This window comes from Saccharothrix lopnurensis, from assembly GCF_042658445.1.
In the GTDB taxonomy this organism is placed as follows: domain Bacteria; phylum Actinomycetota; class Actinomycetes; order Mycobacteriales; family Pseudonocardiaceae; genus Actinosynnema; species Actinosynnema lopnurensis.
The window spans coordinates 15,948-40,181 of record NZ_JBHSQO010000026.1 but is presented as its reverse complement, the minus strand read 5'-3'; the positions used below and the strand labels follow the sequence as shown (position 1 = coordinate 40,181).

Here is a 24,234-nt window from a genome sequence, read left to right as displayed (position 1 = left end):
GGACGGGCAGAACCGGGCGCCCGGTCTTCTCCCACCGCGCGAGGCGTGGTGGGGTCGGGGGACATCCCCGGTACCGGGGCGAACCTGGGGGGTCGGGACCCACGCGGTGCCGGTCCTCACGCGGAGGGTGCGATGGACGTGCGGTCCGATGGCGAGACGGGTGGCCTGGGGCGCTCCTCCCCTCCGGAGCGCTTCGCCGGCGACCTGTTCCTCCAGCTGGCCCGGCGCGGCTGGCTGGTGCTGGAGCCCGTCCAGGCCCAGGGGGTGATCGGCGAGCTGGAACGCACCCTCGACGAGGTGCGGTCGCGGCTGCGCAAGCTGGACCTCTCGCGCAAGCTGCGCGACGCCTCGGGGGACGACGTCGCGCCCGACGTGGACCGGCTGGTGGTCGACGCGGTGTTCGCCGGGCAGCTCAACTCCGACAGCTGGGAACGGGCGCTGGTCGAGCTGCCGAAGTACATCGAGGCCCTGCGGATCGCGGGGCGCAACTCCGGGAGGCGGCGGTGACCCCTCCGGAGCCCCTGCTGCCCGAACCACCCGTGCCCGAGCCGGTGGTCCCGCTGCCGGCCGTGCCCGGCACCGCGCTGCCCGGCGCCGAACCGGCCCGGGTCGACCTGGGCCGGGTCGACCTGGGCGTCGAGCTGGCGGACGCGCGCGCGGAGCTGCGCGACCACCTGGCGTGCGGCGACCACGAGATGGCCGACCTGCTCGGCGCCTGGATCGACGCGCTGCTCGACGAGTGGAACCGCCGCCGCTGCTGAGGTGTCCCTTCCGGCGTCGCCGGCGGGAAGAACGGGATCTCCCGGTCGCTGGTCGTGCTCGACCCGAACGAGACGCCGACCGTGCAGGTGGCGCTGTCCCGCCTGGCCGGCGGCCACTGCACCGACCACCCGCTGGTGCTGACCGGCGCGGTGCTGGGCACGCTGCCCGCCCCGCGCCCGCACGCGACGGTGCTGTTCGTGCTGCCGGCGGAACGCGTCGTGGGCGGGGTCGTGCGGGGCGCGGCCAACGGTTGACCGCGCCCGCACTGCGGCGTTGACCCGGGGTCCGCGATCCCCGACGCTGGTGTCATGCCGGAGTTGGCGATCCAGCCCCGTTACACCCGCAGCGACCCGCGCGGCCTGTTCCCGGTGCGCACCGGGCTGCCCGAGCTGGAGCACAACCGGCTCGCGGTGTTCTGGCGGCCGTTGATCGACATGGCGGACAGCCCCTTCGCGCCGCTGCGGCTGCGGGCCGTGCCCGTGCTCGCCGACCGGCTGGCCGACCCGGCGCCGGGCCGCTGGGTGTGGCTGTCCATGATCGGGGTGCCCGGCCTGCGGCACCAGGTGCTGCGGCACGCCGGTCTCGACCACTACGACTGCCGCGACCCGCGCGACCTCGCGGAGGACCTGCGCTCCCCCCGGTGGAACGCGCTGCTCGACGCGATGGCGCGGTTCGCCGAACTGGACTTCGCCGGTCGGGCGCTGGTGGTCTTCCTGCTCGCCCAGCTGTCCTACCCGGCCGCGGCGGTGCGGCTCGCCGGGGACGTGACCCCCACCGGAGACCCGGGCCACGACCGGTACGCCTACGAGGTGATCCGGGTGCGGGCCCGGGTACCCGGGCAGAACGCCTTCGCCTCGGCCGCGTTCCGGGAGATGGCGTCGGTCCAGGACGATCCCCGGCTCGTGCTCGCCGCCTGCTTCCAGGGGCTCGGTCGGGTGCTGCGCGGGAACGCGGACCCGGCGGAGGGCGAGTGGTTCCGGCGCAGGGGCGCCGCCGTCGCCGGCCTCGACGACGGCTGGCACACCCACCTGGTGAGGAGCCGGTTCCACCGGGCGGTGGGCCTGCTGGAGCTGACCCGCGGCGACCGCGGGGGCGCCCGTCGGGAACTGCGCGCCGCGCTGCGGCACGACGCGGCCCTCGCCGGCCGGACCGGGGTGGACGCGGTGGTCGCCGCGGAGAACCGCCGGTACCTGCTGGAGCTGAGCGTCCGGATCGGCGGCGACGACGTGCGCGCCCGGTGCGACGAGCTGGTCGCCGCCGATCCGCACTGCGTCGAGGCCCTGCTGCTGGCGGGTGACGGGTATGCGGCGATCGGGGATTACGGGGGTGCGGCGCGGTGGTACTCGGCGGCGGGTGAGTTGGGCACGGGTTCGGGTGCGGTGGGGTGGTTCCGGGCGGCGCAGTGCCTGGAGCACGTGGGTGATCGGGGTGGTGCGCTCAACGCGATGGGACGCTGCCTGGAACTGGACCACACCGCCGTCGAAGCCCGCGACTACCTGGACGGCCGCCGGTAGGTCGCGATCACCAGCCCGGACGCCCAGTCCACCAGCACGGGCAGCAGGTCCGGCTCGGCCATGATCTCGCGTCGGAACCGCTGGACCCGCTCCGGGTGGTCGGGCGCCCAGGTGTCCCCCGGCAGCAGGTCGTCGGCGACGAACAGCGCGCCGTCGGCCAGGTGCGGCCACAGCAGGTCGCGCCGGTCGAACTTGGTGATCGTGGTGTCCACGAACACGAAGTCGAACGGCCGCCCCGAGTAGTTCGCCAGCCACTCGGTGGCGTCGGCGGTGATCACCTCGGCCCGCGGGTCCTCCGCCAGCACCTCGCGGCACACGCCGGAGATCCTGACGTGCACCTCCAACGTGATCAGCCGCGCTTCGGCGTCCATGCCGTCGAGCAGCCACCCCGAGCCGACCCCGACGCCGGAGCCGACCTCCAGGACCAGACCACCCGGCTTGCTCGCGACGAGCGTGCGCAGCAGGGCCCCGGTCCGGGGTTCGGACGACAGCCGCCACCGCCCGCGGTCGGCGATCGCCTGGGCCTTGGCCGACAGCGCCGGGACGGCCGGCGGCAGGTCGGTGTAGACGAAATCGTCGGTGGACGTCATGTGCCCGCTCCTTCGCCAAGGGTGCGCATCAGCCTGCGCGCCATCACTTCCGTCACCACCGCGCGAGCCAGCCAGTAGCCGAGCACACCCACGTAGGCGCCGGTCACCCCCCAGTCCACCGCGGTGGTGAGCAGCCAACCCAGCGGCAGCTGCACCGCCAGCGCGGAGACCAGGTTCGCGTGCATGTCCTGCTTGGTCCGCCCCAGCGCGCGCAGCGCGTTGACGTTGCCCAGCGTCCACGCCAGCAGCGGCACCGAGACGCCGACCAGCGGCAACGCCGCGGCCGCCGCGTCGACCACGTCCGGGAACGACGTGAACACCGCCGCCACCGCACCGGGCGCCAGCACCAGCACCAGGCCCAGCGCGACGGCCGGCACCAGCAGCACGCGCTGACCCGCCCGCCAGAGGGAGGCGGCCTCGGCCGGGGCGTTCGCGCCGATCGCGCGGCCGATCAGGATTCGCCCCGCCGCCGCGAACGCGCTGCCCACGGCGAACAGCAGCACCATCACCTCGAACGCGATCCGCCCACCGCCCAGCGCCGCACCGCCGAGCCCGCCGACGACGGCGAAGAACAGGGCGGTGCTCAGGTAGTCCAGCGCGTTGGACACGATCGCCGGCCACCCCAGCCCCACCACCGACGTGGTGAAGTCGACGGGCGTGCCCGGTCCCGGCCGCGACAGCAGCTCGGCGAGGCGGAACCGCCGGGTCGACACCACCAGGACCCCGAGGGCGACCAGCCACGACACCGTGGTCGCCACGCCGTTGCCGACCGCGCCCCACCGCAGCACGTGGATCAGCAGGAGGTCCAGGCCCAGGTTGACGACGTTCGCGGTGATCCCGGCGACGAGCGCGAACCCGGGCCGCTTGTAGGCGTTGAACGTCGCGGCCAGCAGCGCGAACGGCACCAGCAGCAGCAGTGTCGGCCCGCGCGCCACGAGGTAGTCCGCGCCGATGGCGCCCAACCCCTCGTCGCCGCCCGACACGAGCCGGGTCAACACGCCGCCGGCCAGCAGGCACACCGCGGTCAGCGCCAGCGCGACCGCGCCGCAGAACCGGGCCGAGTCGACCAGCGACCGCCTGAGGCCCGGCGGGTCCTCCCGCCCGGCGAACCGGGCCGCCAGGATCTGGTGGCCGGTCACCGAGGCCAGCACGACGCTCGACAGCACGTCGAAGACCGCCGACGCGGCGGCCACCGCCGACAGGTCCGCCGCGCCGTAGCGCCCCATCATCGCCGTGTCCACGACCCCGGTCAGCGAGGAGGACAGCGCGCCGATCAGCATCGGCAGGCCCAGCACGGCGATCTGCTTCGCGGCCGGGGTGGTGCGCCGACCGCCTTCGACGCGTTCGGCCACCATCACGCGGCCCCCGTCCGCGCGTGGACGAGGTAGTCGCGGGCTTCGACGGCGGTGTGGTCCAGTTCCAGGCAGCGTCCCATCGCGTTGAGCGCACCACCCCGATCACCCACGTGCTCCAGGCACTGCGCCGCCCGGAACCACCCCACCGCACCCGAACCCGTGCCCAACTCACCCGCCGCCGAGTACCACCGCGCCGCACCCCCGTAATCCCCGATCGCCGCATACCCGTCACCGATGACCAGGCGCACCTCGACGCAGTAGGGGTCCAGCCCGTGCAGCTCGGCGCAGTACGCCCGGGTCCGCTCGGCGGACTCGTCGTCACCGGCCCGCGCCGCCGCCTTGATCAGCGATTCGAGCAGGATGCGGCGGTTCTCCAGGGCGACGGTGCGATCGGTGCCGGTCCGGTGGGCCGGCTCCAGCTCCTCGTCGTGCCGGAGCGCGGCGGCCAGCGCCACGCGCATGTCGTCGACCCGGCGCTCGGTCAGGCGCAGCAGCGCCAGGGCCCGGTGGTAACGGCTGCGCACCAGGCTGCCGTGCCAGGTGTCCGGCAGACCTCGGTCGAGCACGGCCTCCCCGTACCCCTCGAACTCGCGCGCCACCGCGACCTGCCCGCCGGCGCGGATCGCGTGGCCGACGCCCTGCGCGCACGCCAGCAGCGCCAGCAGCGGGTCGGACGAGGTGGTGGCCAGTTCGGCGAACACGCCCAGGGCCTGGTCGGCGTGACCGGGGTACCGGGCGTGCACCCGCGCCACCTCGTAGGCGTAGCGGTCGTGCACCGGGTCGCCCTGGGGTCGCACGAGCCCGGCGAGGGTGAACACGTACTGGCAGTAGGACAGCTGAGCCAGCTGGAAGACCACGAGGGCGCGCGCGTAGGGGGTCAGCGAGTCGAAGCGGTGGATCGACTCGACCAGCCGGCTCCACTGCGGCGTGCGCAGCTCCGGTGGCAGGCCCGCGGGTTCGCGGCAGTCGTACTCCGCCAGGCCCGCGTGCCGCAGCACCTGGTGCCGCAGACCGGCCACGCCGATCATGGCGAACCACGACCAGCGGCCCTCGACGGGGTCGGCCAACCACTCCGACACCGGTTGGACCGCGCGCAGCCGCATCGGCGCCACCTCGCTGTCGGCCATGTCCACGATCGGCCGCCAGAACGCCGCGAGCCGGTTGTGCTCCAGCTCGGGCATCCCGGTGAAACCGGGGAACAGGCCACGGGGGTCGCTGCGGGTGTAGCGGCGTTGCAGCTTCAGGCTAGTGGTCGGCAAGGTGGACCTCCAGGAACTCCTCGATCTCGGCGAACAGCACCCTCCGGTTGGCGTTGGCCCTCACGTGGTGCCCCTCGTCGGCGAAACGCAGGTGGCGCACGGGGACGTCGAACCCCCTGGCGCGGCTGACGAACTCGTCGACCCCGGCGGCGGCCACGCGCGGGTCGCGTACGCCGTGGGCGACCAGCAGCGGCGCGCAGTCCGGCCCCAGGACGTGCGCCGGCGAGCGCGAGCGCAGCTCCTCCGCGTCCAGGGGCGGGCCCTGGTGCGGTTGGAGCACCTGGTGGCGCAGCCGCACGGCGAGCGCCTGCCAGTACGGCGGCGGCTCCGCGGTGAGCGCCACCAGGTCGCACGGCGCGCTGATCGCGATCGCGCAGCGCACCAGGTCCGGCCGCGTGCAGGCGGCGAGGAGCGCCGCGTAGCCGCCGTACGACGAGCCGTGGAAGGCGACGCGGTCGGGGGCGACGAGCCCCCGCCGGACACCCTCCTCCACCGCGTCGTACAGGTCCTGCTGCATCTTCCCGCCCCACTCGCCGTCACCGGCGGTGCGGAACGCCTTGCCGAAGCCGCGGGAACCGCGGTAGTTGACGTGCAGGGACAGGTAGCCGAGTTCGGCGAGGAACTGGGCTTCGGCGTGGAACCGCCACCAGTCGCGCCCGGCCGGCCCGCCGTGCACGAGCACGACGGTCGGGAACGGCGGCTCGCCGTGCCTCGGCCGCATCGCGTACCCGGGCACGGGCATGCCGTCGCGCGCGGTGAACCCGAAGTCCTCCAGCCGCGCCAGCGGGCGACCGAGGAGTTCCGGCCGGTTGGCGAACAGCGGGGTGCTCACGCCCGTGCCGGTCGCCAGGAGGCGGTACTCGATCGGCGCGTCGTCGTGCACGTCCACCACCAGCCAGGTGCGGTCGTCCGCGCTCCGGTCGATGATCACGCCCGGTACGTCCGGATCGGCGGTGAGGCCCGCCAGCACCGGTTCGGGGCCGGGGGTGAGGGCGTGGTACCCCAGGCGCTGCCCCAGGACGGCGCACACGTCCGGCTCCCCGCCGACCGGGTCGAACCACACCCCCTCGCCCGCGATCGGGTAGCTCTCCACGTCCAGGCCCGGGTGCGCGAACACGGTCGAGACCTCGCCGGTCCCCACGTCCACCGAGAGCAGCCGCCTGGTCGCGGCGCCGTCGCTGGTGAGCAGGTACAGCCGCCGGCCGTCGTGGCTGAACCCCTGGACGGACAGGTCCGCGGCCCCCTCGACGCCGATGGCCAGGACCTCCCGGGCGCTGTCCGCGTCGGGGCCGAGCAGCACGCGCACGGAGCCGTCCTCGGCGAGCCGCACGCCGCCGCGCCACCGCAGGTCGCCGTCGACCAGCAGCCGGTGGAAGCCCGCCTGGTCGCCCAGTCGCTCGGTTCCCCCGTCCAGGTTCGTGCGGAACAGGCCGACGCCGGCCGCCGTGCGGCTGCTGTGCACGACGACCCCCGGAGCCGTGCGGGACAGCCAGTACTCGATCACCGAGCCGTCCTCGACCAGGGGGGACGGGGTGAGGTCGGGCGCCCGCAGGTGCGACAGCGCCCAGCGCTCCCGCCCGCGCGGCGCGTGCCGGTAGAGCAGCGCGGAGGCGTCGGGGGTCCACCGCAGGTCGCCGATCGTCTCGCCGTGGTGGGAGATCAGGTGCCGCCGCGCGCCGTTCGCCCCGTGCAGCCACAGCTCCGGCCCCGCGTCGGTGGTGTGCACGAACACCACCGACCGGCCGTCGGGCGACAGCCGCGGCCAGGTGTTGCGCTCGCCCTCCAGCAGCAGGTGGCGCAGTGGTGCGCGCGACGTGGCGTCGATGCTCACCGCGCACCGTGCTGTTCGAGCGGTTCGCCGTTGAAGTGGACGCCGGCCGCCCCCCGCGACATGCCCTGGGTCAGCGTGTACACCGGCGCGTACCGGTCGGCCGACAAACCGTGCAGCGCCAGGTACGGGCTGTCCTTCTGCGCCGGGGTCACCAGGGTGCTCAGCCCGTAGGACATCCCGAGGACCAGCAGTTCCTGCGCGATGATCCCGGCCTCCAGGTACAGCCGCCGCAGGCCGTGCTCGTGGCGGTACCGCCACTGGTAGCGGGGGACGTCGGCCACCAGGCCCAGCGTCCAGGCGGCCGTCGCGGGCGAGCGCATCCCCTGGAGGACGTCCTCCACCGCCGCGCGGTGGTCGCCGGGCTTGATGCCGATCAGTTCGTGGCGCACGAGGTCGTACCGGTAGGTGCCCGGGTCGAGACCGGCCACGTCGAACACGCACAGGTGGACGTCCCAGGCCGATCCGTAGCTGTCCAGGTAGGACATCGGCGAGGAGGGGCCGGTCCGCTCGCGCCGCGCGCGGAACTCGGCGAAACCGTGCCAGAGCAGACCGGACAACCGGGCCAGCGGCGTCGGCCGCGGCACGTAGGCGCGGCCGCTGCGCCGGGTGACCAGCAGCGTGGCCACGTCCTGCTCGCCGGGTGGCGCCGGCGGCCCGAGGGGGGCGACCGGTCCGTCGGGCAGCCGTTCGGCGGGCGGTGGTCCGTCGTGCGCCAGGTAGTCGCGCACGGTGCCGGTCCGGATCGACTCGTCGGTGTCGACCGTGTCGGCGAAGTCCCACCGGCGGGAGGCGACGTAGTACTGGTCGGACGGGTACCAGGAGCGCTCCTTCCAGTGCAGCCAGCCGGGCAGCAGGTGGTCCCGGTCCCGGGCGTCGTCCACCACCGTGCGCCAGGCGCTCCCGTCACCGCGCGGCGCGTCGGGTCCGCCGCCGCGCAGGACGTAGTCAGCCAGCGCCTCGGGCGTCCAGTGGAACCGGCGACCGGTCACCGTGTCGGCCACCTCCACCCTCGGTGAGGTCGGGTCCACGGCGGGTCTGACGCGGAAGCCGATCGGCCACGGTTCGGTGTCGGCCGTCTCCCGGGCCGTCACGCGGACACCGCCGTGCCGCCCGCGTCCGTGTCGCCCGCGCCGTCCGCGACCGCCACCGTCACCATGTAGCCCTCCTCCATGCCGTCCAGGCCGAGCACGCGCTCCACCTGGTCGGCCGCGTCGCAGTAGAAGATCCCGGCGGTCAGCCCCAGCGAGCGGGCGGCGATGCGCAACGCGCCCGCGATGTGGCCGGCGTCCATGTGCACCGTGCGGAACGTCCTGGGTTCGCGGTAGCGGTACATGTTCCGTTCGAACAGGCTGGTGATCACCACCAGGGCGCGGGTGTCGAAGGGGAATCTGCGCATGGTTTCGGGAAAAATTTCCGCCAGGTCGTCGGCGGTGAGCGGCGGTACGTCCAACCGGCGCAGTCCGAACGGTTCGATGGTGATGTGGTAAACCCCCGGCTCGATTCCCGCCAGGTCGCGCACGATGACGTAGCCCTCGGAGGGGTTGCGCCCTCCGCCGGATGGGCTGCTGCGGCGGATCAAGGGAGCGGAATCGGTTATGGGAACCAGTCGCCCGGTTACGCCGAAGGCCAGCGACAGGGCTGTTCCGAGTTGCTCGAATTCCGTTTTTCGACCGTTCGTGTTATTTGTCCACAACGCGCGGGCGGTGGTCGTGATCATCTTCCGGTCGGGCATCGGGAGGGGTGTCCCGGGCTGATCCAGGTAGGTGGTCTTGAACCGGTCGGTGTCCGGTTCGTCGACCTGGTAACCACGCATCCGGTCGCGATCGGTGGTGATGGCGACGCCTTCGGAGTAGTCGACGCACGGGTAGTCGAACGCCAGGGCGTGGTACTCGACCGCCTCGTGCCAGCCGAACCTGCTCCAGTCTCGGCGCAGGGTGACCAGCCAGGCCAGCCGGGGATCGCGGTCGATCTCCCCGACCTCCACGACCAGGTGTCGGCGGTACAGGGAATCGGCCAGTCCGAACCACTCGACGGAGGGGCCGCCGCGTTCGGTCATGCCGTTCGCCAGCTCCTCCAGCTCCTGCGGGCGGCAGGCGGCGACGAGCATCGCGGCCGCCGGCGTCGACAGGGTGTAGCGCTTCCTCTCCAGGAGGTGCTCCGCGGTCCAGCGCGCCCCGTCGACCGCCGAGGGCGGGATCATCCGGACGGCTGGATTCAAACGTACGCGCATTGATTTCCTCCGTCGTCCGGCGGCCGTGGTGCCGGTTCCGGAGCCCGACACCACGACGCGGTTAACTGTGGTGGAACGTCAGTACGCGCTGCTCTGGAGGAGCATCACGTCGTAGGCCGAGGTTTCCTCGACGACGTCCATCTCGGGGGTAACCGTCTCCGTCTCGTGCACAGAGATCACCTTCTTCGTTATCGGGGGCGGCCGGTGATGCGGCCGAGCCAATGCTGACCCGGCGATAAGAACCGTGTCAAGGAAGTCGGCGGGCTCTCGGGTGTTGGTGGGGCTCGGGAGCTGTGGTGCCGGGGTTCACTTGGAATAGTACTCCGAAGGGGTCACCGGTGGTCTGTTAGGAGTCGGAGTAATGGGCCGGAGGGCGGTGAAAAAGGGAAAAATGGGGCGTGTGATCATTTGCTTTTCCGTTTTTTGCGGCTACCGCCGTATCGCCCCGTGTCGTATTCGTCACGTTCGGTGGCGAATTTCGCGAACGGATCGCTCGGGCCGGCTACCGGGGAGCGGTCGCGACATCGGCTTGCCGAACCGGGCCGTCCCACCCGACCGGGACCACGACGAACCGGGGCCGGGTCGACGGATCGACCCGGCCCCGGCGCGGACCCGGACCACGACGGGCCCGACCACCGGTCACCCCCCCGCCCGCTCAGCGCGGCACGTCCGCGAGCGCGCCGCTGACGTTGAGCAGCTGGAGGCAGTTCGGCGCCTGCCGCCCGCTGGCCGGGGTCCCCGGCCTGGCGCAGGTGACCGTCGCGCTGACGGCGCTGTTCTCCGGCACGTCGATCGGCGTCACCCAGTGGTAGTCCTGGTTGCGGATGGTCTCCAGCGCGATGGTGGTCACCGTGCGCTCGCCGAAGACGATGGTCAGCACCCCCTCGTCACCCTGGTGGTTGGCCAGCACGAGGTCGGTGATGCGGAAGACCTTCCCGGCGGGCACGACGTAGCTGCCGGTGCCCTGGTCGCCGGTGTTGGTGCGGATCTCGATGGTGTTGGACATCTGCTCGCCGACGCCGGTGGCGTCGCCCTGGCCGGGCTGCCCCTGCTGCCCCTGCTGCCGACCGCCCGGCGGCTGCTCGCCGGCCTGCTGCCCGTCCTGCTGCCCGTCCTGCTGCTGCCCGGCGGGCGGCTCCTGGGCCGCGGCCTGCTGCTCACCGGCCTCGACCAGCTCCGCGGCCCGGTCGTCGGCGGCCTCGCGGGCGGCGCTCCGCACGGCCGGGCGGACCAGCAGCAGCCACGCCAGCAGCAGGGCGAGCAGCAGCGCCAGCAACGCCAGCAGCCACTTCGGGAACACCGGCAGCTGGAGGAACTCGCCCTCCAGCTCCTCGGCCCGCGCGGCCTCGGCCGAGGCGGGCAGGGCGGTGGGCGTCGTGGACCCGGCGGTCAACCGCACCGGCCACGGCACCGGCGCGCCGAACCACAGCACCTTGCCGACGCGCACCCGCACCGGCAGCTCCACCAGCGTCCCCGGCTCGACGGGCTCGGGCCGCGCGGGCACGGTGGCGCGCAGCCGGTCGTCGGACTCGGCCGCGACCAGGGCGACCGCGATCGGGGTGTTGCCCTCGTTGCGCACCTCGACGTGGTAGCGCGCGCTGCGCCAGGCGCGGCGTCGCTCGGGCACCAGTTCCGCGCGCTGCTCCAGGAACGGCTCGACGACGACGGTGGTCTCGCTGACCACCACCGACTCCGGCCGCTCCGCCGGCAGCACGCGCACGCCCAGCGGCACCTCGCCCGCGCGCACCTCCGGCGACCTCGGCGGCCGGAGCAGGACGGTCACCTGCTCGGAGGTGCCGGGGTAGAGCGAGAGCCGCGCGGGCTCGACCGAGGTCCACGGTGCGCACTCGCCCACCACCTGGAACTCGTACGCCTCGACTATGTCGCCGTCGTTGCGCACCGTCAGCTTCGTGCTCGCCTCCGAACCGGGCGTGACAACCACGGTCGGGAGACCGAATTCGGTCGTTGTGGTCACCGGTCGAACGGTAGGCAGGGCCGAACCCCCGCGTCAGGGAGGAAAGGGCACACCGCGGGCAAACAAGTGCACCGGCGACCTCCGCGCCCCCCGCGGTCCGCGCCGGGTGCGCAGGATGGCGGCACGAGGACCGCCGGGGCGGTCCCGCTCTCGCCAGGGAGGCGGTCATGACGAGGATACCGGTCGCGGTGTACGCCGAGGACCCGGTGCTGCGCACGGGTGTCACGCACCAGTTGCGCCCGCGACCGGAGGTCGAGGTGCTCGACCCGCGCGAGCACGAACGCGCGCAGGTGTCGTTGGTCGTGGTCGACGAGGTCGACGACGCGGCGGCGTCGCTGCTGCGCCGCCTGCGGCGCTCGTCGGGCACGCGCACCGGGGTCGTGGTCGGCCGCTTCGACCAGGACGCCCTCCAGACCACCATCGACTGCGGCGTGGTGGCGGTGGTCCGCCGCGCCGAGGCCGACCAGGACCGCCTGGTGGCCACCGCGGTGGCCCTGGCCCGGGGCGAGGCGGTGCTGCCGGGCGACCTGCTGGGCAGGCTGCTGGACCACGTGAGCCGGTTGCAGCGCGGCGTGCTCGACCCCAACGGGCCGACACTGTCCACTTTGACCACCCGCGAGGCGGACATGCTGCGGTTGGTGTCGGAGGGGTACGACACCGCCGAGATCGCGACGCGGATGTCGTTCTCCGAGCGCACGGTGAAGAACGTGCTGCACGAGGTGACCACCCGGCTCCAGTTGCGGAACCGGGCCCACGCCGTGGGTTACGTGATGCGCCAGGGCCTGATCTGAGCCCTCCCGGAACCGCCGTCCCGAGCACCGCAGCCCCCCAAACCGCCGCCTCCCCAAACCGCCGCCCCCAAACCGCAGCCCCCGCAACCGCCGTCCCCACAACCGAACCCCGTTGCCCGAACAGCCCAGGGGTCTTCCCGGACCCTGCCCGACCGGACCTCCCCGGCGCCCGCCGCCCGCGGCGACGATCGCCTGCGACAGGCCCGCAACCGGAGGTGGAACCTTGTCCAGAAGGGCGCGTACCCGCACCCTCGCCGCGGTCGCGGCGGTCCTGGTGGCGTGCGGGGGGATCGCGGTGGTGCGTGGTGTCACCGACCCCCTCGAAGCGTCCGGCCAGCCGGGTGAGCCGGTGTCCGGTCGCATCGCCTACGCGGGCACCGGGCACCGCAGCCTCGGCTACGCGGTCGACCCGCAACCCGACCGGCTCGGCCCGACCGAGCCCGTGACGGGAGAGGGGCCGGTCCACCAGGACGACCACGTGTCCGCCCGGGGCGACCTGCTGGTGTTCACCAGCCTGCGCGACGAACCGCGACCCCAGGTGTACGTGCGCGCCGCGGACGGCGGCGTGCGCAGGCTGACCGAGGGCCACGACGCGGCGCACCCGCAGCTCTCGCCCGACCTGCGGACCGTGGTGTTCGGCTCGCGCGGCGACCTGTGGCTGGTCGGCGTGGACGGCGGCGAGCCGCGGCAGCTCACCGACACCGGCTCGGACGAGTCGTGGCCGACGTTCTCCCCGGACGGCACGGAGGTCGCCTACTCCGGCGACCGCGACGGCGGGCGCGAGGTCTACCGGGTGCCGGTGACCGGCGGGACCGGCGCCAGGGTCACCGACGAGCCCACCGGTGACGCCGGCGAGCCCGCGTGGAACCCCGTCGACGGCCGCATCGCCTACACGCTGTGGGTGGGCGACGTGCCGCAGGTCCGGGTGCTGACCGGGACCGGGGTCGGCACCCCGCTGCTGGGCGGCGACCAGGCCGCGTGGCGCGGGCACTGGCCCGCCTGGCTGCCGGACGGCTCGCGCCTGCTGTTCCTGAGCCTCGACCAGACCTGCTCCTGCCCGGCCGACCCCAACGCGGTGAAGGTCTACCGGGCCGACACGGCGCCGGGACTGCCGCTCACCGCCCCGCCCGACCTCCTGCTGGGGGAGAACCGGCACCTCAGCTCGCCGAGCTGGCAGGTCGACGGCCCCGCACCCCGGCTGCTGGTCTCCCGCACCAGCGCCCCGACCTGGTTCACCGCCACCCTCCAGGACATCCGCCCCGACGGGTCCGACCCGCGCGACCTGGGCGTGGCGGTGCTGCGCGAGGACCCCGGGGCGGTCGACGACCCGAACCTGCTGTTCCACCCCGGGCCCGGCTTCGACCCGTGGGCGCACCGCCAGTCCTACTCGCCGGACGGGCGGCGCATCCTGCTGAGCCGGTTCGAGGACGAGGGCGAACTGCGGGTGCAGCGCCTGTGGCTCGTCGACGCCGACGGGGGCAACCCGCGCCTGGTGCCGGTGGCCGACCGGCAGCCCGCGGACTGGGAGTTCGACGCCACCTTCTCGCCGGACGGCCGGTTCATCGCCTTCGCGCGCCGCTCACCCGGCGGGGTGCGGCCGGAGGGCTCCGCGAGCCGGATCGTGGTCGTCGACGCGACCACGGGCGCGGTGGCCGGTGTGCTGCGACCGCCGCCCGAGGTCGCGGAGCGCGAGGACACCCAGCCCTCCTGGTCGCCCGACGGGACCACGATCGCGTTCACCAGGGGCACCACCACCGACGGCCCGACCGGCGAGGTCCGCGACAACCACATCTGGACCACCCGGGCGGGCGCGCTGGACGGGCAGCGCGACCTGAGCGCGCTGGTGTGCGGCGGCGACTGCCGGGTCACCGACGACAGCCCGGCGTTCAGCCCGGACGGGCGCGAACTGGTGTTCAACCGGGAGTTCGACGGCCTGCTGCGGGTGACGCCGGCCGACCTCGGCTGCGAGGTGCTGCTCGGCGGCGGCTCCTGCGCCGGGCCGGTGAACGCCCCGGCCGGGCCGTTCCAGCCGCGCGACGCCGCGTTCGCCCCGGACGGTCGGATCGTGCTGACCACCCGGCGGCAGGGCGACGCCCGCTCGCCGGAGGAGCTGGCCGTGCTCGATCCCGCCACCGGGGTGCTGGAGCGCGTCGCCACCGACCTGCCCGGCCGGCAGAAGGAACCCACCTGGCAGCAGTCGGTCGACCTCGCGGTGGACGCGCCGCCGACGGCGTCGGTCGACGCGGACGGGACCGCCTCGATCCCGGTGACCGTGCGGAACCGCGGCCCGGCGGCCTCGCCCGGCACCGCGCTGACCGCGGCCGTGCCCACGGGGCTGCGGCTGGTCGGGCTGCGCACGCCGGGCGGCGGGTGCGCGGCCGGCGAACCGCGCTGCGACCTCGGCGTGCTGGACCCCGGCGCGTCGGTCGAGGTGGTCGCCGACGTGGTGGGCGTGGTGCCGGGAGCGCACCGGCTGGGCTGGTCGGTCGCCGGCGCCGTGCTCGACGCGCTGCCCTCGGACAACGCCGACGACACCGTGCTGACCGTCGGCGAGCCGCCGACGACCACGACGACACCCCCGTCCACGACCACCACCACGGCCACGCTGCCGCCACCCCCGCCCGTCCCCGCCCTGACCGTCGCGGTGCAGCCCGACCCGTCCTACGTGGGCGGCCGGGCGGTGGTGACCTACACCGTGCGCAACGGGGGCGGCGCCCTGGCCACCGGCCTGCGGCTGGACCTCCTGCTGCCCGCGCGGGTGCCGGTGGCGACCCCGCCGCCGGGGTGCGCGCCGACCAGTTGCGCGCTGCCCGACCTCCCGGTGGGCGCCACGCAGGTCGTGCGGGTGGTGCTCGCGCCCGACGCGGCGGTGCGGACCGAGGTGCGCGGCGTGCTGCGCACCACCGGCACCGACGCGAACCCCGCCGACAACACCGCGGCCGCGCCGATGACCGTGCTCCGGCCGAGGATCGTGGCCGTGCCGCCGATCGGCGAGCCCGGGTTCGTCACCTCGGTGCGCGGTGAGGACTTCCCGCCCGGCACGCCGGTCCGGCTGGACTGGTCGCCCGGCATCACCGCGGCCGCGGCGCCGACGGTCCCGCGCGCGGACGGCCGGTTCACCGCGCAGCTGCTGATCCTCGCCAAGGACCGGACCGGGCCGCGCACCATCACCGCGACCGGCCCCGGCTTCAGCCCGGCCACCACACCGTTCCTGGTGGTCGCCGGGTCCATCGGACCGCCGGACATGGTGTCGCGCCGGTGAGCCCCACGACGAGCAGGAGGTGGCCGTGATCCACGAGGTGGACGAGGCGATCCGGCGGATGCTGACCGCCGCGGGCGTGCCCGGCGGCGGGGGTGAGCTGTCGTTCGACGCGCCAACCAAGGACTGGTCCGCGCGGCGCAACGCACCCACGGTCAACGTGTTCCTGCACGACATCCGCGAGGACGTGATGCGCCGCCACGCGGGCGGCGCGGAGGTCCACGACGACGAGGGCGTGCTGACCGGGTGGCGCGGCCCGGCGCGGTGGTTCGAGCTGGCCTACCTCGTCACGGCGTGGACCAACCGGGCGCAGGACGAGCACCGGCTGCTGTCGGAGGTGCTGGCGTGCCTGGTGCGCGTCGAGCGGATGGCGAACGACTGGCTCACCGGCACGCTGGCGGAGCTGGGGCTGGGCGTCATCCTCAACTCCGCCCAGCCGCCGGACGGGCGGGCGACCTCGGAGATGTGGTCGGCGCTGGGTGGCGAGCTCAAGCCGTCCATCGACCTCAAGGTCATCGCGCCGCTGGCCGGCGAGTGGACGCAGGCCGGGCCGCCGGTCACCGAGGGCGTGGTGCTGGAGGCGGCGGCGCAGGCCGGCGAGCGCTCGCGCCGGTTGCGCTACGAGGGGCCGGGCGCCGCGGCGGGCGACGGGTTCGCCGCCACCCGCCCCCGGCCCGTGCCGGGCCCGCGGCGGCGTCGCGGCGGGGCGATCCGGTGACCGGGCTGGTCGTCGACCCGGCGCTGTCCGGGGACGCCGTGCCTGCTGGTGAGGCCGTGCCTGCCGGGGACGCCGTGCTCGCCGGGAACGCCGTGCTCGCCGGGAACGCCGTGCCCGCCCCGCCCAGGGCCCCGGAGAGCGCGGACCTGGTCTACCTGTGGGCGCGGTTGAGCGCGGTCGAGTGGCGGGTGCGGCGGGCGGTCGAGGCGCGGCGCGCCACCGACCCCGCGCCCGACGACCCCTACCGCGGTCTCTACCTCACCCCCGAGGCCGTCCAGGCGGTGCTGGCCGCGCCGCGGCAGCCGCCGCTCCAGGCGCCCCTACCCGACCCGGAGCTGGACGCCCTGGCCGCGCTCGTGCCCCACCCCGGGCCCCGGCTCACCGCGCTGGCCCGGGACTTCGGCCTCGACCCGGTCGACGTGGAGTTCCTGCTCGTGGCGATGGCCCCCGACGTGGACGCGCGCTTCGAGCGGCTCTACGGCTACCTCAACGACGACGTCACGCGCCGCCGGGCGACGGTGGGGCTGGCGCTCCGGCTGTGCGGCGTGCCGGTGGCGGGTCCGGGGCGCTTCCGCTTCACCGCCACCTCGCCCCTGGTGGCGGGCGGCCTGCTGGAGGTGCACGACCCGGGGGCGCCCGCGCTGTCCCGGGCGCTGCGCCCGCCCGACCGGGTGGTGGCCCACCTGCTCGGCGACGACGCGCCCGACCCGGCGGTGGCGGGCCTCGCGCGCCTCGTGCCCCGCGACGACGCCCCGGTGGCGGAGCTGCCCGGACCCCTCGGCGCGGGTCTGCGGGCGGGGGTCACCCCGGTGCACCTGCGGGCCGCGGGCGGCGACGCGGAGCTGGGCGAGGTCGCCGCGCTGCCCGCCGCCGGGTGGGGCGCGGTGGTGCTCGACGTGGCGGCGCTGGCCGACCGGGAGCACCCCGAGCTCGCCGCGGTGGTCCGCGAGGCCCGGCTGCGCGGGGCGGGCGTCGTGCTCGGCCCGCTGGAGCCCCTGGTGCCCGAGCGGGTGCGGCTGCTGCGGGAGCTGGTGGCGCTGGCCGGCGACCTGCCGGTGGTCCTGCACAGCGGGGGGCACTGGGACCCGAGGTGGACCGCGCGGCCGGTGCTGTCGGTGCCGGTGGGGTCCCCGCTGCCCGCGCAACGGGCCGCCTGGTGGACGCGCGCGCTCGGCGGCGAACCCGCGTTCCTGCCCGACCTGGCCGGGTACCGGCTCGGCCCGGGGGAGGTCGACCGGGCGGTGGCGGTGGCCGCGGACCTGGCCACCGTGGAGGGCCGGCCGGTCGGCCTGGACCACGTGCGCGCCGGGGTGCGGGCCCAGAACGGGGCCGGCCTGGACCGGCTGGCCAGGCGGATCGTGCCGGCCGTCGGCTGGGACGACGTGGTGCTGCCCGCGCAGACCCGGCAGCAGCTGGCCGAGCTGGTCGTGCGGGCGCGGCACCGCGAGCGCGTGCTGGGGGAGTGGCGGATGCGCCCCGGCGGTGGTCGCGGTCGCGGCGTGGTGGCGCTGTTCGCGGGCGAGTCGGGCACCGGCAAGACCATGTCCGCCGAGGTCGTCGCGGCCGAGATCGGCATGGACCTGTACGTGGTGGACCTGTCGACGGTGGTGGACAAGTACGTCGGCGAGACCGAGAAGAACCTGGAGCGGATCTTCACCGAGGCCGCGGGCGTGCACGGGGTGCTGTTGTTCGACGAGGCCGACGCCGTGTTCGGCAAGCGGTCGGAGGTGCGGAGCGCCCACGACCGGCACGCCAACGTCGAGTCGGCCTACCTGTTGCAGCGGGTGGAGTCCTTCGACGGCATCGCCGTGCTGACCACGAACCTGCGGTCCAACGTGGACGAGGCGTTCACCCGCCGGATCGACGTGATCGCGGACTTCCCGGTGCCCGACGCCGAGCAGCGCCTCGCGCTGTGGGACCGGTGCCTCGGCCCCGCGGCGCCCCGGTCCGACGACCTGGACCTGGCGTTCTGCGCCGAGCGCTTCGAGCTGGCCGGCGGGTCGATCCGCTCCTGCGCGGTGACCGCGGCGTACCTGGCGGCGGCCGCGGACCGCCCGGTGACCATGGCCGACGTGGTGACGTCGGTGCGCCAGGAGTACCGCAAGCTCGGCCGGCTCCTGCTGGAGAGCGAGTTCGGGCCGTGGCACGCGCCGCGGTGACCCGTCCGACCCCGATGCGGAGGTTCCGATGCACGCCCACCACAGCGAACCGGAGAAGGGGGTCCACCGCCGTGCCGGCCGTGCCCGGCAGGACCCCGAGGAGCAGGCCGCGGTGGGCGGGGCGGAGGAGGTGCTGAGGTTGCAGCGCTCGATGGGCAACGCCGCGACCAGCGGCATGATCGCCTCGGCCCGCGGGGTGCGGGGGATGCGGGAGGCCCAGGAGGCGCAGGAGGCCCGCGAGGCGCAGGACGCGGCGGCGCACCCGGTGCAGCGGTCCGCCGTGGACGCGGTGGTGAACCGGCCCGGCAGCCGCCTGCCTGCCGACGTGCGGGCGGAGGCCGAGGCGCGCACGGGGGTCGACCTGTCCGACGTGCGGGTGCACACCGACGACGCCGCGGCCCGCTCGGCGGAGGACCTGGGCGCGAGCGCCTACACCACCGGCGAGGACATGGTGTTCACCCCCGGGTCCTTCAACTGGAAGACGCTGCTGCACGAGGCGGAGCACGTGAGGCAGCAGCGCGAGGGCTCGGTGGAGGGCACGGACCAGGGCGACGGGACGCGCCTGAGCCACCCCTCCGACCGGCACGAGCGACAGGCCGAGCAGCGCGCCGACGAGGCCCTGCGGGACGACCCGGACCTCGCGCACCGGCACGTGCTCGGCAAGGGCTAGCGACCGGCCGGACCCGCTCGACCCCGGCTCGGGCGGCGGGTCGGGCCAACCGGTCCGACCCGCCGCCCGAGCCGCTCGCGGGTCACATGATGACGCAGCACTTGCAGGTGGCGGGGTCCGCGTTCGCGCCGGGCCTGACGACGAACGCGTTCCTGGTCGCGATGTAGCCGCGGAAGCCGTTGGCGTCGCGCACGGTCGTCTCGCCGGAGTTGGGGTCGTACATCAGGAACTGGCCCGACGAGGTCACCACGGCGGCCTCGGCGTGCGCGTCGTTGCCGAACCAGATCAGCGTGCCCGGGGGCAGGCTGCCGGTGGCCGCGTCGCTGTCGAGGTTCTGGCGCGAGACGGGGTGACCGCCGATCGCCGCGGCGGCGTGGTCGACCTGGGCCTGCCGCCCGCCCGCGGCGCCCCACCGGCGCACCGTGTCGGAGGCCAGGACGCGGGCGGCCTCGTCGAGGTCCGCGAACCGGAGCCCGCCGGTGCCGTGCCCGTGCGTCAACCAGTAGGTCGCCATGTACCCGCAGTGCTGCTCGACCTGGACGATGTACTGCTCGGGCGGCGGCCCGGTGCCCACCCAGTAGTTGTCGTCCAGGTCGGTCCACAGGCTCGGGTTGGCCCCCTTCACGTCGGCGAACGCGTAGGTCGGCTGCGCGGACTTCTGCGAGGAGCTGTCGCCGCCCGCCGACGGGGCGCGCTGCACGGACAGCCCGTCGTGCCGGTGCGCCGGGTCGGCGTCCTGCCGGTCGGTCACCATCCTGGCCACCGCGGCGTTGCCGATCGCGCGCTGGAGCACGGGCAGCGAGGTCGGGGACAGCGAGGTGGGGGACGGGCCGGCCGCCGGCACCCGCTCGGTCGCCTCGTCGGCCTGCCGCGCGTTCCCCGCCGGGCGCTTCGGTCGTTTCGGGCGTTGGTGACTGTGCATGGAGAACTCCGTCCGAGCTCGAATGGCGCACCTGACCACATGCCTATCCGCGCCGGGTGCGGGTGCGGAAGGACATCGGGGGCAGGGCTCGGGCAGGGCGCTTGCCCGAGCGGCCCGCGACCGCGCCCAGGGAGCCGCGGATGTCCTTCCGGGCAACGGCTCTGCCCCCGGCCGGGGTCCGCGGGACCTGCCCGCGCGGGCGCGCCCGCAGCAGGCTGGTGGGGCAGCCGAGGACCGCAGAGCGGACGAGACAGGGGAGCGACCATGCCGCAGTACCTCTCACCAGGCGTCTACGTGGAGGAGGTCCAGTCCGGGGCGCGCCCGATCGAGGGTGTCGGCACCGCGGTGGCCGCCTTCATCGGCTTCGCCGAGCAGGGGCCCTTCCACCGGCCGACGCTGGTCTCGAACTGGAACCAGTACGTCCAGCTCTTCGGCGGTTTCACCGAGGACGCCTACCTGCCGCACGCCGTCTACGGCTACTTCGCCAACGGCGGCGGCGCGGCGTACGTGGTGCTCGTCGGCGGCGCCGCGACGGACGCCGACGCCGAGCCGCCCGCGCCCGCGCCGGCCGAGCTGGGCGGCCTGCACGTGGCGGCGCTGCCCGGCGCGGGGCCGGACCTCTCGGTCGAGGTGGCCGACGCCGACGGCGAGAACCAGCCGGAGGACCGCTTCAAGCTGGTGGTCAGGCAGGGCGGCAAGGTGGTGGAGACCTACGACGTCTCCACGAAGAAGAACGTCAAGAACTACGTCGTGACGCAGGTGTCCGAGCGGTCCGGGCTCATCCGGGTCACCGAGCGGTCCGGCGGCGCGCTCGCCCGCCCGGACAAGCAGCAGGTGGCGCTGCCCACCACCCCCGAGCCGGGGAAGGCACTGGCCGAGCTGGACGCCCGGGAGTACCTGGGCGACCCGGAGGCCCGCACCGGCGTGGGCGGCCTGGAGAGCGTCGACGAGGTCACCATGGTGGTGGCGCCGGACCTGATGGGCGCCTACCGGCGCGGCCTGATCGACCTGGAGGGCGTCAAGACCGTCCAGCTGGCCATGATCTCGCACTGCGAGCAGATGGGCGACCGGGTCGCGCTGCTCGACGCGCCCCCCGGGCTCACCGCGCAGAAGGTCCGCGCCTGGCGCGTGGAGGGGTCCAACTACGACTCCAAGTACGCGGTGCTGTACTACCCGTGGATCAAGGTCTTCGACCCGGCCAAGGGGCGCAACACCCTCGTGCCGCCCGCCGGGCACATCGCGGGCGTGTGGAGCCGCAACGACAACGAGCGCGGCGTGCACAAGGCGCCCGCCAACGAGGTCATCCGCGGCGCGGTGGACCTGGAGATCAACATCAGCAGGGCCGAGCAGGACCTGCTCAACCCGATCGGCGTCAACTGCGTGCGCGCCTTCCCCGGCCGCGGCATCCGGGTCTGGGGCGCCCGCACGCTGTCCTCCGACCCGGCCTGGCGCTACCTCAACGTGCGGCGGCTGTTCAACTACCTGGAGGAGTCGATCCTGCTGGGCACGCAGTGGGTGGTGTTCGAGCCCAACGACGACCGCCTGTGGGCCAGCATCCGGCGCAACATCACCGGCTTCCTCACCGAGCAGTGGCGGCGGGGCGCGCTGTTCGGCCGCACGCCCGCGGAGGCGTTCTACGTCAAGTGCGACCGGGAGAACAACCCCCGGGAGTCGATCGACCTCGGCCAGGTCGTGTGCGAGATCGGCGTGGCCCCGGTCAAGCCCGCCGAGTTCGTGGTCTTCCAGCTGGCGCAGTTCTCCGACAGCACCAGCCTCGTCAGCGAATGAGCCGCCCCGAGGGGGCGCGTGAACCAGAGAGGCGGCACCACCCATGGCAGAGGGCGATGCTCTTTCCACCCACATCTTCGGTGTCCAGCTCGGCGGGTTCACCGTCGAGTCCCTCCAGGAGGTCAGCGGGCTGACCGTCGAGGAGGACGTGGTCGAGGTCTCCCAGGTCACCGAGACCGGCAAGCCGGTGCTGCGCAAGCAGCCCGGCGCGCAGAAGGGCGGCGAGGTGACGCTCACCAGGGGCCTGGACCAGAGCGTCACGTTCACCAACTGGCTCAAGGAGACGCTGGAGAAGGGCGCGGTCACCGCGGCCCGGCAGGACATCACCATCGAGGTCAAGGACACCGAGGGCAACACGGTCCGCCGCATGACGCTCTACCGCGCGTGGGCCAGCAAGTGGGAGGGCCCCTCGTTCAAGGCAGGCGAGTCCAGCGCGGCCACCGAGAAGGTGACCCTCGTGTTCGAGGAGATCACGGTCGAATGAGGCGGCGGACGATCGCGCTCGACCAGCTCGACGAGCTGGTCGACCCCAGGGACGAACCGGAGCGCGCGACGGCGGCGGCTCCGAGCGGGCGCGGGGGCCTGCGCACCGAGTTCGACTTCGAGCTGCCCCGGGGCTACGTGGGCCCCGACGGCGTGGTGCACCGGCACGGCCGGATGCGCCTGGCCACGGCCCGCGACGAGCTGCGGCCCCAGATCGACCTGCGGGTCAAGGAGAACCCCGGCTACCTCAGCGTGGTGCTGCTCAGCCAGGTCATCACCCAGCTCGGCGGCGTCCGCGAGGTCCACGCCGGGGTGGTGGAGCAGATGTACGCCACGGACATCGCCTTCCTCCAGGACTTCTACCGGCGGATCAACAGCGAGGGCCACACCAGGGCGGGCGTGTCCTGCCCCTCGTGCGGCACCGCGTTCGAGGTCGACCTCGCCGGTGGCCGCCTGGGGGAATCGTGACGTACGCGGCCGACCGGCTGCTCGAAGAGGTCGCGTACGTGGCCTACCACTTCCACTGGCCGCGCGAGGAGATCCTCGACCTGGAGCACCACGAGCGCCAGGGCTGGGTCCGCGAGATCGCGCGCATCAACACGAGGGTGAACGAGGGGAGGTGACCCGGTGGGGATCTGGGACCGGTTGCGGCGCGGGAAGCGCGCGGAGGAGGGGCCGGTGGCCGCGCCGGTCACCGCTCCGGGCGGTCCGGCGCGTCCCGCGTGGGACGGGGGGTGGCGCGCCCTGCCGCCGCTGGGTGGGGTGATCCGGCCCGGCGGTGTCGCGGTCGGGGACGGGTTGCGGTTCCGGGACGGGTTGACCTCGTGGCGGGACCACCGGTCGGTGGGTCAGCTGGGGCACTCGGTGAGCGCGAGCGCCCCGTCCGGGCTGATCGGCGGGGTGACCGGCGCGGAGGTGGCGGAGCGGTCGCGGTACTCGGGCGGCGGGCCGCTGCTGGTGGCCTGGCGGTTGAGGGCCGGGCAGGAGGCCGGGGAGGTGGCCGGACAGGCGGCGGGGCAGGTGGCGGGCCAGGAGGCGGGGCAGGCAGCCGGGCCGGTGGCCGGGCCGGTGGCCGGGCCGGTGGCCGGGCCGGTGGGGTCGGGGGCACCGGGTCCGAAGGCGGTGGGGTCCCGGGCTTCTGGAACCCGGGTTGCCGGTTCACCGGCTGCCGCGTCGGGAGCTGTCACGCCGGGAGCTGCCGGTGCGGGTGCGAATCCGGTGGTGCAGAGGAGCGCGGTTGCCGGTGCGGCGGTGCCGGGGCCGGGGGCGGCTGGTGAGGTGGCGGCCGGCACTGCCGAGGTGGTGCGGCCGCGACCGGTTCCGTTGCGACCGGTTCGGCCACCGCTGACGGTCGCCAAGAGGCCGGTGACGCCGGCTCGGCCGCTCCCTGTGGTCGGGGTGGCGTTGCCGAAGGGTCCGGCCGGGATGGGGGAGCGGCCGGAACCTGCTGCTTCGGCCAACACCGCCCAGGTCGCCAACACCGCCAGGCATACCGAGGCCGCCAAGGCCGCCAAGACCACCGAGGCCGCCAAGAGCGCCGAAGCCGCCAAGAGAACCGAGGGCATCAAGAGCGCCAAGGCGGCCGAAACCGCCGAAACCGCCAAGGCCGCTGAGGCGGCCGAGTCCGCTGTGCGGTCGGCATCGACCGCACCCCGGTCCGCGCCGGTTCTGGGAGAGCCGTTGACGGCGATACCGCCGACCGCCGGTGCGCAGTCCGGTGCGCTGTCCGGTGCGAAGGACCACCCGGCGGCATCATCGCCTGCCGGAGGCCCGCCACCGGTGGTGCAGCGCAGCGCGGCCCCGAAGCCCGACCCGACCACCCGGCCCAGGCGGGGCACCGGCACCGGCATCGGTGAACCCCTCTCGCAACTGCCGTCGACCGCGGCACCACCGGACACGGCGAAGGCACGTCGGTCGCTCCAGAGCGG

At 74.5% G+C, this 24,234-nt stretch carries 22 protein-coding genes; 13 read left to right on the top strand and 9 right to left on the bottom strand.

The window, feature by feature from the left end; translation table 11 throughout:
* Positions 1 to 132: 132 nt before the first annotated feature.
* From ACFP3R_RS23420 to ACFP3R_RS23405, 4 genes are read left to right on the top strand one after another with little or no spacing between them, the layout of a single operon-like run.
* A complete protein-coding gene (locus ACFP3R_RS23420; RefSeq protein WP_380638523.1) occupies positions 133 to 507 on the top strand; it encodes a hypothetical protein in 375 nt (124 codons plus the stop codon).
* Entirely contained in the window at positions 504 to 761 is a 258-nt protein-coding gene (locus ACFP3R_RS23415; RefSeq protein ID WP_380638522.1) for a hypothetical protein, read from the top strand. The genes ACFP3R_RS23420 and ACFP3R_RS23415 overlap by 4 nt, the downstream gene beginning before the upstream one ends.
* A 54-nt stretch (positions 762 to 815) precedes the next feature.
* Complete coding sequence (locus tag ACFP3R_RS23410; protein ID WP_380638521.1) at positions 816 to 1,016, top strand: ABC transporter permease family protein; 201 nt, start codon at positions 816 to 818, stop codon at positions 1,014 to 1,016.
* A gap of 54 nt (positions 1,017 to 1,070) precedes the next feature.
* Positions 1,071 to 2,276: a tetratricopeptide repeat protein gene (locus ACFP3R_RS23405; protein WP_380638520.1), complete on the top strand. Its 1,206-nt coding sequence runs from the start codon at positions 1,071 to 1,073 to the stop codon at positions 2,274 to 2,276.
* Here the strand turns inward: ACFP3R_RS23405 and ACFP3R_RS23400 are convergent.
* The 7 genes from ACFP3R_RS23400 to ACFP3R_RS23370 form a co-directional block, all read right to left on the bottom strand.
* The gene (locus ACFP3R_RS23400) at positions 2,255 to 2,866 is read right to left on the bottom strand and encodes an O-methyltransferase (RefSeq protein WP_380638519.1); all 612 of its coding nucleotides are present in this window, start codon (positions 2,864 to 2,866) and stop codon (positions 2,255 to 2,257) included. The genes ACFP3R_RS23405 and ACFP3R_RS23400 overlap by 22 nt on opposite strands.
* Positions 2,863 to 4,221, bottom strand: coding sequence for an MATE family efflux transporter (locus tag ACFP3R_RS23395; RefSeq protein WP_380638575.1), 1,359 nt, complete (start codon positions 4,219 to 4,221; stop codon positions 2,863 to 2,865). The genes ACFP3R_RS23400 and ACFP3R_RS23395 overlap by 4 nt, the downstream gene beginning before the upstream one ends.
* Positions 4,221 to 5,480: a tetratricopeptide repeat protein gene (locus ACFP3R_RS23390; RefSeq protein WP_380638518.1), complete on the bottom strand. Its 1,260-nt coding sequence runs from the start codon at positions 5,478 to 5,480 to the stop codon at positions 4,221 to 4,223. Before ACFP3R_RS23390 ends, ACFP3R_RS23395 begins: the two co-directional genes overlap by 1 nt.
* A complete protein-coding gene (locus ACFP3R_RS23385; RefSeq protein ID WP_380638517.1) occupies positions 5,467 to 7,311 on the bottom strand; it encodes a S9 family peptidase in 1,845 nt (614 codons plus the stop codon). Before ACFP3R_RS23385 ends, ACFP3R_RS23390 begins: the two co-directional genes overlap by 14 nt.
* On the bottom strand, positions 7,308 to 8,402 hold the full coding sequence (locus ACFP3R_RS23380; RefSeq protein WP_380638516.1) for a SagB/ThcOx family dehydrogenase: 1,095 nt from the start codon (positions 8,400 to 8,402) through the stop codon (positions 7,308 to 7,310). The genes ACFP3R_RS23385 and ACFP3R_RS23380 overlap by 4 nt, the downstream gene beginning before the upstream one ends.
* Positions 8,399 to 9,541 carry a SagB/ThcOx family dehydrogenase gene (locus ACFP3R_RS23375; protein ID WP_380638515.1) on the bottom strand — a complete coding sequence of 381 codons (1,143 nt, stop codon included), beginning with the start codon at positions 9,539 to 9,541 and terminating at the stop codon, positions 8,399 to 8,401. Before ACFP3R_RS23375 ends, ACFP3R_RS23380 begins: the two co-directional genes overlap by 4 nt.
* A gap of 655 nt (positions 9,542 to 10,196) precedes the next feature.
* The gene (locus ACFP3R_RS23370; protein ID WP_380638514.1) at positions 10,197 to 11,516 is read right to left on the bottom strand and encodes a COG1470 family protein; all 1,320 of its coding nucleotides are present in this window, start codon (positions 11,514 to 11,516) and stop codon (positions 10,197 to 10,199) included.
* 167 nt (positions 11,517 to 11,683) lie between these two features.
* Between ACFP3R_RS23370 and ACFP3R_RS23365 the strand changes: the two genes are divergently transcribed.
* The 5 genes from ACFP3R_RS23365 to ACFP3R_RS23345 all read left to right on the top strand — a co-directional run bounded on the left by ACFP3R_RS23365 (position 11,684) and on the right by ACFP3R_RS23345 (position 19,113).
* Entirely contained in the window at positions 11,684 to 12,307 is a 624-nt protein-coding gene (locus ACFP3R_RS23365; protein ID WP_380638513.1) for a helix-turn-helix transcriptional regulator, read from the top strand.
* 223 nt (positions 12,308 to 12,530) lie between these two features.
* Entirely contained in the window at positions 12,531 to 15,569 is a 3,039-nt protein-coding gene (locus ACFP3R_RS23360) for a hypothetical protein (protein ID WP_380638512.1), read from the top strand.
* 25 nt (positions 15,570 to 15,594) lie between these two features.
* On the top strand, positions 15,595 to 16,284 hold the full coding sequence (locus ACFP3R_RS23355; protein ID WP_380638511.1) for a Pvc16 family protein: 690 nt from the start codon (positions 15,595 to 15,597) through the stop codon (positions 16,282 to 16,284).
* Positions 16,285 to 16,376: 92 nt separating this feature from the next.
* Complete coding sequence (locus tag ACFP3R_RS23350) at positions 16,377 to 18,443, top strand: AAA family ATPase (RefSeq protein WP_380638574.1); 2,067 nt, start codon at positions 16,377 to 16,379, stop codon at positions 18,441 to 18,443.
* Between the two features lie 28 nt (positions 18,444 to 18,471).
* Positions 18,472 to 19,113, top strand: coding sequence for an eCIS core domain-containing protein (locus tag ACFP3R_RS23345; RefSeq protein ID WP_380638510.1), 642 nt, complete (start codon positions 18,472 to 18,474; stop codon positions 19,111 to 19,113).
* Positions 19,114 to 19,195: 82 nt separating this feature from the next.
* Here the strand turns inward: ACFP3R_RS23345 and ACFP3R_RS23340 are convergent, their stop codons facing one another.
* Positions 19,196 to 20,035, bottom strand: a complete 840-nt coding sequence (locus ACFP3R_RS23340; RefSeq protein WP_380638509.1) for a hypothetical protein — start codon at positions 20,033 to 20,035, stop codon at positions 19,196 to 19,198.
* Between the two features lie 264 nt (positions 20,036 to 20,299).
* Between ACFP3R_RS23340 and ACFP3R_RS23335 the strand changes: the two genes are divergently transcribed.
* The 4 genes from ACFP3R_RS23335 to ACFP3R_RS23320 are packed head-to-tail and all read left to right on the top strand — an operon-like array spanning position 20,300 to position 22,929.
* A complete protein-coding gene (locus ACFP3R_RS23335; RefSeq protein ID WP_380638508.1) occupies positions 20,300 to 21,823 on the top strand; it encodes a phage tail sheath family protein in 1,524 nt (507 codons plus the stop codon).
* A 43-nt stretch (positions 21,824 to 21,866) separates the two neighbouring features.
* Positions 21,867 to 22,307, top strand: coding sequence for a phage tail protein (locus ACFP3R_RS23330; protein ID WP_233815714.1), 441 nt, complete (start codon positions 21,867 to 21,869; stop codon positions 22,305 to 22,307).
* Positions 22,304 to 22,774, top strand: coding sequence for a hypothetical protein (locus tag ACFP3R_RS23325; RefSeq protein ID WP_380638507.1), 471 nt, complete (start codon positions 22,304 to 22,306; stop codon positions 22,772 to 22,774). Before ACFP3R_RS23330 ends, ACFP3R_RS23325 begins: the two co-directional genes overlap by 4 nt.
* Positions 22,771 to 22,929, top strand: coding sequence for a DUF6760 family protein (locus ACFP3R_RS23320; protein ID WP_380638506.1), 159 nt, complete (start codon positions 22,771 to 22,773; stop codon positions 22,927 to 22,929). Before ACFP3R_RS23325 ends, ACFP3R_RS23320 begins: the two co-directional genes overlap by 4 nt.
* A 225-nt stretch (positions 22,930 to 23,154) precedes the next feature.
* On the opposite strand, the gene ACFP3R_RS23315 is transcribed toward ACFP3R_RS23320, so the two are convergent.
* On the bottom strand, positions 23,155 to 24,156 hold the full coding sequence (locus ACFP3R_RS23315; protein ID WP_380638505.1) for a hypothetical protein: 1,002 nt from the start codon (positions 24,154 to 24,156) through the stop codon (positions 23,155 to 23,157).
* Between the last annotated feature and the right edge of the window lie 78 nt (positions 24,157 to 24,234).